Genomic DNA, 13,257 nt, shown 5'->3' on the forward strand with positions numbered 1-13,257 from the left:
CGTGGAGACTCAGCGGACGAAGAGCATCTCCTGGTAGGTGGGCAGCGGCCAGGTTTTGTCATCCACCAGGGTCTCAAGTCCGTCGACGGCCTCGCGGATCTTGTGCATCAGTGGCAGCAGGGTGTCTGCACAGTGGCGCATGTGGTCCACGGGGCCGTGGGGTGGATTCTTCACGGCCGCCTCCAGTGCAGTGCAGTTGGCCAGGAGCTCCTGGTTGAGGCTTGCGATACGGCCAGCCATGGCGCGATCGGGGGGAAGGCCCAGATCTTCCTGATAGCGCAGGGAATTGGCCAGACCGCCGAGGTACTCCATGACCGCGGGATAAACCTGGGTGCGGGCGATCTGCAGAGCCAGCTTGGCCTCCACTTCCACCGCGAGCACGTACTGCTCGGCATACACCTCAAAGCGGCTCTGCAGTTCCACCGGGGTGAGCACCCCCATGCGCGCAAACAGGTCCTTGATGTTGTCCCTCTCGAGCACGAGCAGGGCATCGGCTGTGGTGGGCAGGTTCTCCAGCCCCCGCTCGTTGACGGCCATCTGGTGCCACTCGCTGGAGTAGCCGTCTCCGCCGAAGACGACGTCACCGTGCTGCTCCATGATCGTTTTGAGCACCGCCGTGGCGGCGTCCTGGACGCTGGCTCCAGCGGCCATCTTGGCCTCCATCTCATCGCAGATGTAAAGGAGCGAGTCCGCCATCATGGTGTTCATGGCCACGAGCGGGCCAGCCACAGACTGGTTCGAGCCCACAGCCCTGAACTCGAAGCGGTTGCCTGTGAAGGCAAAGGGTGAGGTGCGGTTGCGATCGCCGGGATCCTTGGGGAACTCCGGCAGGGTGTCGACACCCAGTTGCATCAGCCCACCGTGATCGGTGCTGCCGAGGTTGCCGTTCTTGATCATCGTGTACACCTCTTCCAGCTGGCTGCCGAGGTAGACGGAGATGATCGCCGGAGGTGCTTCGTTGGCACCGAGGCGGTGATCGTTGCCGGCCGTGGCCACAACGGCACGCAGCAGCGGACCGTAGAGATGAACGCCACGGATCACCGCACCGCAGAACAGCAGGAACTGCATGTTCTCCTCGGGGCTGCTGCCGGGATCCAGCAGGTTGCCCTGGGTGGCGTTACCCACCGACCAGTTCACGTGCTTGCCGGAGCCGTTGATGCCCTCGAAGGGCTTCTCATGCAGCAGGCAATTCATGCCGTGCTTGCGAGCCGTGTTCTTGAGCAGCGTCATGGTGAGCTGCTGGTGATCGGTGGCCACGTTGGCCGCCTCGAAGAAGGGAGCCAGCTCGAACTGGCCGGGAGCCACTTCGTTGTGACGGGTCTTGGCGGGAATGCCCAGTCGGTACATCTGGTGCTCCACGTCCTGCATGAAGACCTGGACCCGCTGGGGGATGGCACCGAAATAATGGTCGTCGAACTGCTGGCCCTTGGGCGAGGGGTTGCCGAAGAGGGTGCGGCCTGTGAGCAGCAGGTCGGGGCGCAGGCTCACGAAAGCGCTGTCCACCAGGAAATACTCCTGCTCAGCGCCACAGCTGGAGTTCACCGGGGCCACTTCGGCGTTGCCGAGAAGCTTCAGCAGACGCTGTGCCTGCTTGTTCATGGCCGCGTTGGAGCGCAGCAGAGGCGTTTTCTTGTCGAGGGCCTCGCCTGTCCACGACACGAAAACCGTGGGGATGCATAGGGTGACGCCGTTGGGCGTCGACATGAGGAAGGCCGGGCTGGTGATGTCCCAGGCGGTGTAGCCGCGAGCCTCGAAGGTGGAGCGGATGCCGCCGTTGGGGAATGAGGAACCATCAGGTTCACCCTGGACCAGCACCTTGCCGGTGAATTCGCAGATAGCGGAGCCGTCGCTCTGGGTGGAGATGAAGCCGTCGTGCTTCTCGGCGGTGGAATTGGTGAGCGGGTAGAAGACGTGGGCGTAGTAGAGGGCACCGCGGCCAACGGCCCAGTCCTTCATCGCCTGAGCCACCACGTTGGCAACTGTGACGTCGAGCTTGCCTCCCTCCTTGATGGTTTTCTGAACCGATTTGAAGATGTCCTTGGGCAAGCACGACTTCATCTTCGAGAGGTTGAAGACGTCAGCGGCCCAGATCTCATCAAGGGATGCGATTGGGGCAGTGACCGCCGCTGGGCGTTCCTGGGTGCGCTGAATTGCGGCGAGACGGTTGGGGCTGGGCATGAAGAACCGTGTTTCTGGCAGCCATCCAAGTAGGCAGGCATCCCCTTAGATGAAGCCGTTGCTACAGAGGCGCCAGGCGTCCGTTGCTGCGGAGCGTTGAGCCAGGCACCTCGGCACTCACACCCCCGCCACCATGAGACAGACTGGAACTGTCCCAAGCCCGGTCCGGATGATCCGCTACTACCTTCTGTTGCCGGGACCCCAGGGAGAGGAGCCGACGCTGGGCCGGATGCTCGATGACCGCAGCGAAGCCTGCTTTGACGCCAGCACCACCCCGCCCACCTGGCAGGGCTGCACCAACCAGATTCAGCGCCGTCTGCACGCCCACGACAAGATCGCCGAAATCAGCCAGGCCAGAGCTCAGGCCTGGAAACCAGCCGCCTTTGGCTGATCAGCGATGACCGAATCCGGCGCAGGAGGCGAGCTCCGCAGCGAACGCCCCTGGGGCTGGTTCGAAACCCTCGCCACTGCCCAGGGTTACCTGATCAAGCGATTGTGGCTGAATCCATCCAGCCGCATCAGCCTTCAACGCCATCACCACCGCAGCGAACACTGGGTGGTTGTCGAGGGGGATGGAATCCTGGACTGCGAGGGCGATCAGCTGAACGCAGCTCCGGGCGTCACCCTGACTATCCCCACCCTGGCCATGCACCGGGCCAGCGCCGGAGACCTTGGGCTGATGATCGTGGAAGTGCAACGGGGCAACCACCTCACTGACGAGGACATCGAGCGCTTCGCTGACGACTACGGGCGATCGGCTGAACACCCGGTTGATCACCTGGTCGACTACCCGCCTCGAATCTGAGTATCCAGGCGTGGTGTTACGATAACTACTCACCCTTTGATAAAGGGCAAGGCAGTCTTTTTTCAGGCCCTGTGGCCGCGAGATACGGGTACCTGCCGGCCTGCGTTGAAGGAACTCCCAGGCCAAGGCCCCATCAACTCATCGTGACCCAGTACTACGCGAGCGAGAGCTTTGCGTGCTCCATCGACCTGAGCGACCATCCCGCCCAATCCCCAATCCAACCCATCGCGAGCGATCCCATCACCACCACCCCTTCCATCCAACCCAGCCCCCTCTCCAGCTGCGTCGATCTGAGTGCCCTCGAAGGGCAAGCGTCGGCCGAAGCCACTGCCGTCGAATCGACCTTGATCGGCCCGCTCGATCAGCCCGACGAAGCTGCTGAGGAGGCACCGGCCACTGGTGGGTTCGCCGGATTTGGCCTGGGAGCTAAACTTCTGAGTGCCATCGCCGAGTGCGGCTACAGCAACCCGTCTCCCATTCAGAAGGCCGCGATTCCTGAGCTGATGCTCGGCCGCGACCTGGTGGGCCAGGCCCAGACCGGCACCGGCAAGACAGCCGCCTTCGCCCTGCCTCTGCTGGCGCGTCTTGATCCCCAGCAGCGCACCCCTCAGGTGCTGGTGCTCACCCCCACCCGTGAACTGGCGCTTCAGGTGGCAGAAGCCTTCAACGGCTACGCCGCCAAGCTCCCCCAGGTGCGGGTGCTGCCGATCTACGGCGGTGCTGATTTCCGTGACCAGATCGTTCGCCTCAAGCGGGGCGTGCAGATCGTGGTGGGCACCCCGGGGAGGGTGATGGATCACATGCGCCAGGGAACTCTGGATCTCTCCGGACTGCGCTGCCTGGTGCTCGACGAGGCCGATGAAATGCTGCGCATGGGCTTCATCGATGACGTCGAGTGGGTGCTTGAGCAACTGCCGGAGCAGCGGCAGGTTGTGCTCTTCTCAGCCACCATGCCTTCTGAGATCCGCAGGCTCTCGCGCAAGTATCTGCAGAACCCCGCTGAAGTCACCATCCAGCAGAAGGGTGCGGAAAACAGCACAATCCGCCAGCGCCACCTTGTGGTGCATGGCGCCCAGAAGCTTGAGGCCCTGACGCGAGTGCTTGAGGCCGAGAGCAGCGAAGGGGTGATCATCTTCGCCCGCACCAAAGCGATCACTCTCACCGTCTCCGAAGCTCTCGAGCAACAGGGTTACGACGTGGCCGTGCTCAACGGGGATGTGCCCCAGAACCAGCGGGAGCGCACGGTGGAGCGACTGCGCAGCGGTCAGGTTAACGTGCTCGTGGCCACTGACGTGGCTGCCCGGGGGCTGGATGTGGATCGGATCACTCTGGTGATCAACTACGACATCCCCTTCGACAGCGAAGCCTATGTCCACCGAATCGGCCGCACCGGCCGTGCGGGGCGCAAGGGAGACGCGATCCTCTTCCTCACCCCCCGGGAGCGCCGTTTCCTGGGCGGACTGGAGCGGGCCGTGGGCAAGGCCATCACCCCCATGGAGGTGCCCACCAACTCCGACATCAACCAGAGCCGGCTTGACCGCCTGCGCGAGCGCCTCACCGCCCTGGTGGCCACACCTCGCTCCGAGGAGCAGGAACTGGCCCTTCTCAGCGAAATCCTGCAGAGGGTGGGCAGCGAGATCAGCGCCACCCCCGAGCAACTGGCCCTGGCCGCCCTGCAGCTTGCCGTGGGCGACCGCCCCTTGCTGGTGCAAGGCACCGAAACCTGGCGCCAGCCCACCCCCAGCCGGGACCGCCAGCGCAGCGGCGACGACGACCGCCGCGGTGATCGCCGCTCATCACCCCGTGCCGGCGGCAGCCGGCTGGAAGCCTCCACACCTCCGGATGCCGACATGGAGAGGTTCCGGATTGAGGTGGGCTGGCAAGACAGGGTCAAGCCCGGCAACATTGTCGGTGCCATTGCCAACGAAGCTGGCCTGAACGGCCGCAGCATCGGCCGCATCCAGATCTTCGACACGCACAGCACTGTGGATCTTCCCAGTGGGATGCCCGAGGATGTATTCAGCGCTCTGCGCTGCCTGCGTGTGATGAACAAAGAGCTTCAGATCACCCGTCACAACGCCTGAGCAAGGCCCGCACGTCGATCCGGCGTTCTCTTTGCCCCTCCATGTCATTGATCTCCAGCACTGCGGCCAACGGCCAGCGCACTCTCTCCAGCTCAATCGGGATGATGTCGCGTCTGGCCTGCCTCGCCCTCACAGGTCTGGCCGATCTGACCCTCGCGGGGGCTGTGGAGGCCGAGGCTTTGCTGAAGGCCTCTGCCAGCAGCGGCCAGAGGGATGAGCAGGTCAGCAAGTTCTGTATGGCCACCGTCAGTGCTGCCTTTCAGGCCGCACGCAAAGTCCCCCCGCCAGGGCTTGGCACCTTCGCCTGCTCCTGTTTCGTGGATCAGGTGAACCAGGGCGCTGGCCTTGATGTGGCCCAGAGCACCTGCCGCCAGCGCACCATGGCTCGCTACAGCCTCTGAGGCTCGACCCGGATCCAGCCTCAGGAACCCGGATCCAGGCTCAGGAACACAGACCGGTGACTCCATCGGTCCCCAACACGCTCACCTGCTGCAAGGAGAGCGTCTCGATGGCCCCGATCAGACTGAGTTGAACCTCCGGAGTTTCGCAGAGCACCAGGGTCTGCAGGAGATCGAAGCGATCTTGGGGAGCGAGCTCACCGTCCTCACACCAGGCGAGGCTCCAGGGAATGGGGGCAGCCATTGCTTCGGGATCATTTCGTCTTGGTTTCATGACATTGGGCCATCCCACCGTGGCCGGCTCCATCCCTTGGATTTGCTTCCACTTCACTTCACGCTTCGCCATCAACACCTGATCACTGATCGCCAAGCCAGAGGGGCTGCAGCGCAAGCGTCAAGCCGTGTCCTGGATCACAGCACAGCCATGGAGACAGCGTTGTTGGGTGTCTAACCCATGTATCATCTCCCCCCATTCCAGGCTTCACGGCTCAGACCCTTCAGCCCCTTGGGACCCGCACCCGACCCACTCCCGAGTGGCAGTCCCTGAACAGCCCAAAGCATTGACGTCGGCGAACCCTCCTTCCTTCCAAGCCGAACGGAAGGGATGGGTCCCAGGAATTCAGGCGGCTGGCCCCTTTTAATGACCTCTGGCCCTTCCGGCCGACGCCCAGCCGCCTCCATTCATGGCCCACCAGAGTGTGCGCACACCGATCAGCCGCCTTCTACAGGCCCTGAGGCCCCACCGCCGGCTCATCTGGCTGGCCTCGAGCTGCTCGGTGCTGAACAAACTGTTCGATCTGGCCCCGCCGGTGCTGATCGGTCTGGCAGTGGATGTGGTGGTACGTCAGCAGACCTCCTGGCTGGCGGAGCTTGGGCTCAGGACGGTCCCCTCCCAGCTCACTGCCCTGGCGGTGGCCTCCTTTGTGATCTGGAGCGCCGAATCTCTGTTCGAGTACCTCTACGGGGTGCTCTGGCGCAACCTTGCCCAGACCATGCAACACGAGCTGAGGCTGGAGACCTATGGCCACCTGCAGCAGTTGGAGATGGCGTTCTTCGAGGCCGGCAGCAGCGGCCGGCTGATGGCAGTCCTGAACGACGACATCAATCAACTCGAGCGTTTTCTCGACCACGGCGCCAACGAACTGCTGCAGCTGACTACCACGGTGCTGGCCGTCGGTGGTGTGATGACGGCCATCTCTCCTGGTGTGGCCGGTGTGGCCTTTCTGCCCATTCCAGTGATTCTCTGGGGCTCGATCCTGTTCCAGAAACGGTTGGCTCCCCGTTACCGCGACGTCCGCGAACGAGCTGGCGATCTCAACAGCAGTCTCTCGAACAATCTCGGCGGCATGCTCACGATCAAGAGTTATGCCGCCGAGGCCTGGGAACTGGAGAGAATCCGGGGCCAGAGTGCGGCCTACAGAACAAGCAACCAGCGGGCCATCCGTCTCTCGGCTGCCTTCATTCCCCTGATCCGATTTGCCATCCTTTTCGCCTTCCTGGCGATCCTGGTGATCGGTGGACTTCAGGCCTGGCGGGGCACAATCGCCGTAGGTTCCTACAGCTTTCTGGTGTTCATCACCCAGCGGCTGTTGTGGCCCCTCACCACCCTGGGTCGCACGCTTGACGACTACCAGCGGGCCATGGCCTCAAGCAACCGGGTGCTGGATCTGCTGGAAACCCCGATCACGATCCCCGGCGGCGAGCGGCCCCTCCCCCTGGCCGGCGTGCGCGGCGCCATCGAGTTCCGCTCGGTGAGCTTCGGCTACGCGGGCCGGGAGCCCCTGCTGGTGAACTTCTCCCTGGCGGTTCCGGCTGGGCACACGGTGGGCATCGTCGGTGCCACCGGCTCCGGGAAGAGCACCCTGGTGAAATTGCTGCTGCGGCTCTATGCCGTGCAACAGGGCGAGATCCTGCTGGATGAGCAGCCGATTCAGGAGCTGCAGCTGGGCGATCTGCGCCATGCCATCGGCCTGGTGAGCCAGGAGGTGTTCCTCTTTCACGGCACCGTGAGAGAGAACATCGCCTACGGCAGTTTTGCCGCCAGCCAGTCCGCGATTGCCCGAGCCGCGGCCCTGGCCGAAGCCAGTGGCTTCATCGAAGCACTTCCCCAGGGGTACGACACCGTGGTGGGGGAGCGGGGGCAGAGGCTCTCGGGCGGCCAACGCCAACGCATCGCCCTGGCACGGGCCATTCTCAAGAATCCGCCGGTCCTGATCCTCGATGAAGCCACCGCCGCCGTCGACAACGAAACGGAAGCGGCGATCCAGCGCTCACTGGACCTGATCACCGCCGAGCGCACCACCCTGGTGATCGCCCACCGACTCAGCACCGTGCGTCACGCCGATCAAATCGTGGTGATGGAGCAGGGCCGGATCGTCGAGCAAGGCCGCCACGACGAGCTGCTGAGGCGCGCCGGAGCCTACGCCCGGCTCTGGCGGGTGCAGGCCGGCCTGCGCGAGGACGAGGCACTCCTGGCCTGAATGCACCAGCATGGTGTGAATTGATTTCAGGTCGCCAGCGGCGGCGGGCCCTCGCCCATGGCCCAGACATCCGGTCCCTTCGAGTTGCCGCCACTGGCCCGGCAGGATCTGCTGGAGCTGCCGATCAGCAGGCTGCAACCCACCCAGCTCTGCCTTGGTCTGGCGGAAGTGCGCTCCAGGGCCAAGGATTTCGCCAGGGAAACGGTGGCAGAGCGGCTCCGCTACCTACGTACCCGGCCAGTGCCTGTGGCGGTGAGCAGTGCCGGGGAGTACTGGATGATCGATCGTCACCACCGGCTGCGGGCCCTGGTTGAAGTGGATTCCAGCTCCACGGCCTTCTGCTCGGTCGTGCTGGAACTGGAGGGAGCCAGTCGCACGCACTGCCTGGAGGAACTGAACCGCCGCGGTTGGCTCTATCTGCGTGACAGTGAAGGCCGGGGGCCCCTCCCGCCCGAGCGCCTGCCGGTGGATCTGGGCGGCCTGCAGGACGACCCCTTCCGCAGCCTGGTCTGGAAACTGAAGCAGGAGGGTCTGATCCGCGCCCAGCCCCAGGTGCCCTTCCTGGAGTTCCATTGGGGCAGCTGGTTGCGTCGCCAGAATCTGCCCGCCTTCGGTTCCATGGACCTCAGCCCCGCCCTGCCGGAGGCAAGGCGGCTCGTGCGCGGCCAGACGGGCCAGGGGGGACCGCCCGCGACCTGAGCCCTTCCAGCCAGGAAACTGGAACAAGCCGCCCTGGAGCTGAGAAGATCCGATCGGCCAAGATGAAATAAGGTTTCATCAACGTGACAAAGGGCCTTCCCCTTCGTCGCCAATGCTCATGCCCTGCGCTTCAGACCACACCCCCAACCGGCTGCCCGTCGTCTCAACGACAATCCCGACTCTGTGCTCTTGAAGCGCCAACACCCTTCGGTCCCGATGACCTCCAGCCAACGATCCCGCCCCCTGCCCATCGTTCTGGCGATGCTGCTGGGTCTGGGAGGAGGTCTGGCCCTCTCCGGCCCTTTGGCTTCGTTCCTGCCTGATGACTGGGCCTCCCAGACCGCCAAGCTCACCGGCCAGCTCAGCAATCCCTTCGCCGCCTGGGGGGCACCGGGAACCGATGTCCTGGTGCTTGGCAGCGACGTTGGCGGCGGCAACACCGATGTGATGTTCTCGATCCGCATCGAGAACGGCGTCACTCATGTCACCCAGGTGCCGAGAGACACCTATATCGACTCAGCTCGTTACGGCGGCATCAAAGCCAACGCCCTTTACGCCTACGGGGGAGCCGATGCGGTCAAGCAGGAACTTGCCGAGCGACTGGGCCGGCCGATCAACCATCACCTGCTGGTGAATCTGGGGGCGATCCGCCGCATGGGTGATGTGCTCGGCGGTGTCGAGGTGAACGTGCCCAAGCGCATGTATTACGTCGACAACAGCCAGGGCCTCTACATCGACCTTCAGCCGGGCCTGCAGACCCTCAAGGGCCGCGATCTGGAGGGCTTCCTGCGCTGGCGCCACGATGAGGAGGGTGACATCGGCCGAATCGATCGCCAGAAGCTCGTGCTGACCGCCCTGTTCAGCAAACTGACGCGCCCCGAGAACCTGGTGCGTCTGCCCAGCCTGATCGCAGCTGCCGGCCAGGACCTCCAGACGGATCTGGGTCCGATGGAAATCGGCGGGCTGATCACGGCCATGGCCACCACCCGCTTCGATGCGGAGCGCCTGAGCGGCCGGCCCTTCGATCTGAACGGCATCAGCTACTGGGAGGCCGACTGGCCACCCCGCGATGTGGAAGCCATCAACGCCACGCCGGTTGAAAGCCAGGGCCGCCAGCGCTTCCTGTTCTGAGTTTCAGCTCCAGCCAGGATTGGGCTCCTCTGTGGCCCCCGGCAGCCGCTCAAGCGCCCCAGGCTCGCCGCTGAGAGCTCTCGCCAGCAGCACGGCCAGGCCAGGTGCCAGGGCGAAGGGGCTGCTCAATCCGGCGAACAGCCAGAGGCCAGCGGCCCCCGCCACTGGCCCAGCCAGGGGCGATCCACTGCAGCTGAAGCTCACTGGCACCTGCTGGAAGCTGGCTGGCACCTGGCCAAGCCGGGGATCGATCCGTCCCAGAACCTGACGCAGCTCAAGCTCCAGTGCTGCCGCCTGAGGCGAGGCACCACAGGCCGTTCCCGGCCTGATCAGGCTGGTCTGCCCCAGCAGCAGCCCCTCACCCCAGGGGGCCAGGCCCGCATCGACGACCCACTCCTGCCGCTCGATCTGATCTGCCCGTTGCTCGAGACCCTGACGCTGGGCGAAGAGCGGCATCAGGATGTCGTTGGGCTGGGTAAGCGCGGAGGTGTTCATCAGTTCGCTGCTGAGCGAGCCGTCATCCAGCCGCAGCACCCCGGCCCAGCTCACCCTCAGCCGATCCGACAAGGCCGGCCAGAGGGCCCGGCAGCCTGCCCCGGCGGCCAGCACCACCTGCCGGGCGGGCAGCGCTCCGGCCTGCAGGGGCGCGCAACGGCCCCATCGCCGCCGCACCCCGGCCCGCTCCAAGGCCTGGGGCAGGGCGAGCGAGAGCTGGCGGCTGTCGATGCGGCCGTAGTCCAGCCGCAGCACCCGCCGCCCCCCCGGGCCATGCGAGGCCTCCAGCCGTTCCACCTGGTCGGGCCCAAGGTGGCGGCGTGCCAGAGCCTCCACCCGGGCCTGGCTCTGATCCAGCAATGAACTACCGCAAGCCACTGCAGCAGCCGCTGCTTCGGTTGCGGTTGCGGTTGCGGTTTCGGTTGCGGTTTCGGCTTCTGCTTCGGCTTCGGCTTCGGCTTCGGCATCGCTCCAGTGCAGCCGCAGCGAACAGGGGCTCCAGCCCAGGGGACCATGGCGCTGCTCCAGGTGCCGCCAGGCAGCCGGGGCTGAGGCCATCAGCTGGTCCATCGGGCCTGGGGCTCCTGCCCACCAGGGCACTCCGCCATAGCTCAGGCCGGTGGCAGAACACCCTTGGCCTGGATCCAGCAGCTCCACAACTGCGCCTCGCTCGGCCAGGGCCAGGGCCAGCAGGGAGCCGGCCAGACCAGCACCGATCACCAGCACATCGGCCAAGGCGTCAGATCTGCAGGGTGAAGGAGGTGATCACATTGCGGAACAGGTCCTTCACTTTCGGCCAGCGCAGTTCATTGGTGCTTGCCGCCAGGGTGTAGAGGCGGCCGCGGTCGACCACCACAGTGGCCAGCTCATGGCGATCGCGGTCGGAGAGGTGAACCGCATATTCGAGGTCATAGAAGGTGTGGCCGCCGTCCTCGCGCTCGCTTGCCTCCACCAGCTCGGCCTCACGGCCGCTGCCCTCCGGGGCGATCACGATGCGGCCGAGCTTCTCGCCCACCGCCACGGCACTGCCGAGGGATTCCAGTTCGTTGGTGGCGTTCACGTCCGAGATCACCAGGCTGAGGGTCTCATCACTGTTGATCAGATCGTGAAACACGACCTGGGGGCCGTTGCTCACCGCCACCCGGGTCCAGCCGGTGGGATAGAGGAAGGCATAGCGCCCGTCCGGGCTCTGAAAGGAGTTCAGCCCGGCCGCCGCCGCGCTGCAACCGCTCAGGCCACCCAGCAGCAGCAGGGTCCCGAGCAGCAGGCCGAGCACGCCCCGTTGCGCAGAGAGAAGCCAGGAGAACGAAGGGCGCTGCGCCATGGGGTACCGAGCAAGCTGGAAGGGTGAGATCACACCGCAACCATTGTTGCCGGTGGCCTCGCTCCTAGATTGCACTTACTTGCGGCGGATTCCTGAGCGGCTTCACCAGGCCCTTGGCGCGGCTGATCGATCAGTTCGAGCGCCTGCCTGGGATCGGTCCGCGCACCGCCCAGCGCCTGGCTCTGCATCTGCTGCGCCAGCCCGAAGAACAGGTGCACGCCTTCGCCGAGGCCCTGATCGCGGCCCGCCGCCAGGTGGGTCAATGCAGCCGCTGCTTCCACCTTTCGGCCGAGCAGCTCTGTGATATCTGCAGCAATGAGGAGCGGCGCAATGGCCAGCTCTGTGTGGTGTCCGACTCCCGCGATCTGCTTGCCCTGGAGCGCACCCGCGAATACAAGGGGAGCTACCACGTGCTCGGCGGGCTGATTTCGCCGATGGATGGCATCGGACCTGAACTGCTGCAGATCCAACCCCTGGTGAACCGGGTGGACCAGGAGACGACGACGGAGGTGATCCTGGCCCTGCCGCCGAGCGTGGAAGGAGACACCACCAGCCTCTACCTGGCCCGGCTGCTGCGTCCGTTCTGCCTGGTGAGCCGCATCGCCTATGGGCTGCCGGTGGGCAGCGAGCTGGAGTACGCCGATGAAGTCACCCTGGCGCGGGCCCTCGAGGGCCGGCGCCGGATGGAGTGAGCGCCATGGTTCGCCCGATCAGCCGTTACAGCCAGATCGTCCCCGCTGAGCGGCTGCCCGCCTGGTTGCGCCGCCCAATCGGCAGTGCCTCTGCCCTGGAAACGGTGCAGGCCGTGGTCAAGGGGCAGCGGCTGCACACCATCTGTGAGGAGGGGCGCTGCCCCAACCGAGGGGAGTGCTACGCCGCCGGCACCGCCACCTTTCTGCTGGGCGGACCTGTCTGCACCCGCAGCTGCGCCTTCTGTCAGGTGGAGAAGGGCCGCGCGCCCGCGCCGCTTGATACCCAGGAAGCGGAGCGGGTGGCTGAGGCGGTAGAGCAGCTCGGCCTGCGCTATGTGGTGCTCACAGCTGTGGCCCGCGACGATCTGGCCGACCACGGCGCCGGGCTGTTCACCGGCACCATGGCGGCGATCAGGCGCCGCAACCCCCTGATTGCGATTGAGGTGCTGACCCCGGATTACTGGGGTGGTCATGCCCTCCGGACTGAGGGCGAAGCCGCCCAACGCCATCGGCTCGCCACCGTGCTGGCCGCCGAGCCGGTCTGCTTCAACCACAACCTCGAGACGGTGCAACGGCTGCAGGGGGAGGTGCGGCGCGGCGCCACCTATGAACGCTCGCTGGCTCTGCTGGCGGCGGCCCGGGAGCTGGCCCCCCATATCCCGACCAAATCCGGGCTGATGCTGGGGCTGGGCGAAACCGTTGAGGAGGTGGTGGCGGCCCTGGCAGACCTGCGGCGGGCCGACTGCCAGCGCCTCACCCTGGGCCAGTACATGCGCCCATCTCTGGCCCACCTGCCGGTGGCCCGCTATTGGGAACCCGCCGAGTTCGAGCGTCTCGGGGCGATCGCGAGGGAACTCGGCTTCCAGCAGGTGCGCAGTGGCCCCCTGGTGCGCAGCAGTTATCACGCCGCAGAGGAGTGATAACCAGGCAGACTGGTCCTGCCCTCACCAGGGAATCAACTCAAGCTCCGT

General features: G+C 65.3%; 13 protein-coding genes. 9 read left to right on the plus strand and 4 right to left on the minus strand.

All coding sequences use genetic code 11. The features are described 5' to 3' along the window. Nucleotides 1–9: 9 nt before the first annotated feature. Nucleotides 10–2,178, minus strand: coding sequence for a glutamine synthetase III (locus KBY93_RS07230; protein ID WP_255093611.1), 2,169 nt, complete (start codon nucleotides 2,176–2,178; stop codon nucleotides 10–12). A gap of 169 nt (nucleotides 2,179–2,347) precedes the next feature. Between KBY93_RS07230 and KBY93_RS07235 the strand changes: the two genes are divergently transcribed. The 4 genes from KBY93_RS07235 (at nucleotide 2,348) to KBY93_RS07250 (ending at nucleotide 5,468) form a co-directional block, all read left to right on the plus strand. Beyond that, on the plus strand, nucleotides 2,348–2,569 hold the full coding sequence (locus tag KBY93_RS07235) for a hypothetical protein (protein WP_094555592.1): 222 nt from the start codon (nucleotides 2,348–2,350) through the stop codon (nucleotides 2,567–2,569). A gap of 6 nt (nucleotides 2,570–2,575) precedes the next feature. After that, nucleotides 2,576–2,983 carry a phosphomannose isomerase type II C-terminal cupin domain gene (locus KBY93_RS07240; RefSeq protein WP_255093612.1) on the plus strand — a complete coding sequence of 136 codons (408 nt, stop codon included), beginning with the start codon at nucleotides 2,576–2,578 and terminating at the stop codon, nucleotides 2,981–2,983. A 143-nt stretch (nucleotides 2,984–3,126) separates the two neighbouring features. Then, a complete protein-coding gene (locus KBY93_RS07245) occupies nucleotides 3,127–5,067 on the plus strand; it encodes a DEAD/DEAH box helicase (protein ID WP_255093614.1) in 1,941 nt (646 codons plus the stop codon). 41 nt (nucleotides 5,068–5,108) lie between these two features. Next, on the plus strand, nucleotides 5,109–5,468 hold the full coding sequence (locus KBY93_RS07250) for a hypothetical protein (RefSeq protein ID WP_255093616.1): 360 nt from the start codon (nucleotides 5,109–5,111) through the stop codon (nucleotides 5,466–5,468). A 40-nt stretch (nucleotides 5,469–5,508) separates the two neighbouring features. Here the strand turns inward: KBY93_RS07250 and KBY93_RS07255 are convergent, their stop codons facing one another. Further along, nucleotides 5,509–5,709 carry a hypothetical protein gene (locus tag KBY93_RS07255; RefSeq protein WP_255093617.1) on the minus strand — a complete coding sequence of 67 codons (201 nt, stop codon included), beginning with the start codon at nucleotides 5,707–5,709 and terminating at the stop codon, nucleotides 5,509–5,511. Between the two features lie 439 nt (nucleotides 5,710–6,148). Here KBY93_RS07255 and KBY93_RS07260 point away from each other — a divergent pair, with 439 nt between their 5' ends. The 3 genes from KBY93_RS07260 (at nucleotide 6,149) to KBY93_RS07270 (ending at nucleotide 9,775) form a co-directional block, all read left to right on the plus strand. Next, nucleotides 6,149–7,945, plus strand: coding sequence for an ABC transporter ATP-binding protein (locus tag KBY93_RS07260; RefSeq protein ID WP_255093618.1), 1,797 nt, complete (start codon nucleotides 6,149–6,151; stop codon nucleotides 7,943–7,945). A 57-nt stretch (nucleotides 7,946–8,002) separates the two neighbouring features. After that, on the plus strand, nucleotides 8,003–8,644 hold the full coding sequence (locus KBY93_RS07265; protein ID WP_255093619.1) for a ParB/Srx family N-terminal domain-containing protein: 642 nt from the start codon (nucleotides 8,003–8,005) through the stop codon (nucleotides 8,642–8,644). Nucleotides 8,645–8,860: 216 nt separating this feature from the next. After that, on the plus strand, nucleotides 8,861–9,775 hold the full coding sequence (locus KBY93_RS07270; protein ID WP_255093620.1) for an LCP family protein: 915 nt from the start codon (nucleotides 8,861–8,863) through the stop codon (nucleotides 9,773–9,775). A gap of 3 nt (nucleotides 9,776–9,778) precedes the next feature. On the opposite strand, the gene KBY93_RS07275 is transcribed toward KBY93_RS07270, so the two are convergent. Further along, nucleotides 9,779–10,996 (minus strand): FAD-dependent oxidoreductase, encoded by a 1,218-nt coding sequence (locus KBY93_RS07275; RefSeq protein WP_255093651.1) that lies wholly within the window; start codon nucleotides 10,994–10,996, stop codon nucleotides 9,779–9,781. 13 nt (nucleotides 10,997–11,009) lie between these two features. Next, nucleotides 11,010–11,594, minus strand: coding sequence for a photosystem II reaction center PsbP (psbP, locus tag KBY93_RS07280; protein WP_255093621.1), 585 nt, complete (start codon nucleotides 11,592–11,594; stop codon nucleotides 11,010–11,012). Between the two features lie 113 nt (nucleotides 11,595–11,707). Here psbP and recR point away from each other — a divergent pair, with 113 nt between their 5' ends. Continuing rightward, nucleotides 11,708–12,286 (plus strand): recombination mediator RecR, encoded by a 579-nt coding sequence (gene recR, locus KBY93_RS07285; RefSeq protein ID WP_255093622.1) that lies wholly within the window; start codon nucleotides 11,708–11,710, stop codon nucleotides 12,284–12,286. 17 nt (nucleotides 12,287–12,303) lie between these two features. After that, on the plus strand, nucleotides 12,304–13,206 hold the full coding sequence (gene lipA / locus KBY93_RS07290) for a lipoyl synthase (RefSeq protein WP_255093652.1): 903 nt from the start codon (nucleotides 12,304–12,306) through the stop codon (nucleotides 13,204–13,206). Nucleotides 13,207–13,257: the final 51 nt, after the last annotated feature.

Origin of the sequence: Synechococcus sp. J7-Johnson, from assembly GCF_024345795.1 — a bacterium.
Lineage (GTDB): Bacteria > Cyanobacteriota > Cyanobacteriia > PCC-6307 > Cyanobiaceae > Regnicoccus_A.

Bases quoted from the DNA above. Each gene is read 5' to 3' on its own strand.
- KBY93_RS07230 (WP_255093611.1), bottom strand. From the start codon at position 2,178: ATGCCCAGCCCCAACCGTCTCGCCGCAATTCAGCGCACCCAGGAACGC.
- KBY93_RS07235 (WP_094555592.1), top strand. From the start codon at position 2,348: ATGATCCGCTACTACCTTCTGTTGCCGGGACCCCAGGGAGAGGAGCCG.
- KBY93_RS07240 (WP_255093612.1), top strand. From the start codon at position 2,576: ATGACCGAATCCGGCGCAGGAGGCGAGCTCCGCAGCGAACGCCCCTGG.
- KBY93_RS07250 (WP_255093616.1), top strand. From the start codon at position 5,109: ATGTCATTGATCTCCAGCACTGCGGCCAACGGCCAGCGCACTCTCTCC.
- KBY93_RS07255 (WP_255093617.1), bottom strand. From the start codon at position 5,709: ATGGCTGCCCCCATTCCCTGGAGCCTCGCCTGGTGTGAGGACGGTGAG.
- KBY93_RS07260 (WP_255093618.1), top strand. From the start codon at position 6,149: ATGGCCCACCAGAGTGTGCGCACACCGATCAGCCGCCTTCTACAGGCC.
- KBY93_RS07265 (WP_255093619.1), top strand. From the start codon at position 8,003: ATGGCCCAGACATCCGGTCCCTTCGAGTTGCCGCCACTGGCCCGGCAG.
- KBY93_RS07270 (WP_255093620.1), top strand. From the start codon at position 8,861: ATGACCTCCAGCCAACGATCCCGCCCCCTGCCCATCGTTCTGGCGATG.
- psbP (WP_255093621.1), bottom strand. From the start codon at position 11,594: ATGGCGCAGCGCCCTTCGTTCTCCTGGCTTCTCTCTGCGCAACGGGGC.